Source organism: Erwinia sp. PME.40.26/001 (assembly GCF_055556675.1).
The window spans coordinates 1-317 of the sequence record NZ_JBVHNP010000074.1; the positions used below are offsets into that span (position 1 = coordinate 1).

1 protein-coding gene is annotated in these 317 nt (G+C 70.0%); it reads right to left on the minus strand.

Features of this window, described 5'->3' with window-relative positions:
* Positions 1 to 317: thiolase family protein (locus ACZ3HG_RS23285; protein WP_465334688.1), on the minus strand; the 317-nt coding region annotated here is incomplete at both ends.

Genomic DNA, 317 nt, shown 5'->3' on the forward strand with positions numbered 1-317 from the left:
GCGGGGTTCGTCATGCGCCAGCCGATCGCGGTGTTCCACATCGTCGCGTTGCCGACCGCCGGGAACGGCTTCGCAGCCTTCTCCACGACGTATGGCGCGCGGCTCATGGACTCGACGCCACCGGCGAGCACGATGTCGGCGTCGCCGGACTCGATCGCACGCGACCCCTGGATCACGGCCTCGAGCGACGACGCGCAGAGCCGGTTCACTGTCGTCCCGGTGACGGTGGTCGGGAAGCCGGCGAGCAGCGCGCCGAAACGGGCGACGTTCCGGTTGTCCTCCCCGGCCTGGTTGGCATCCCCGAAGACGACGTCGTC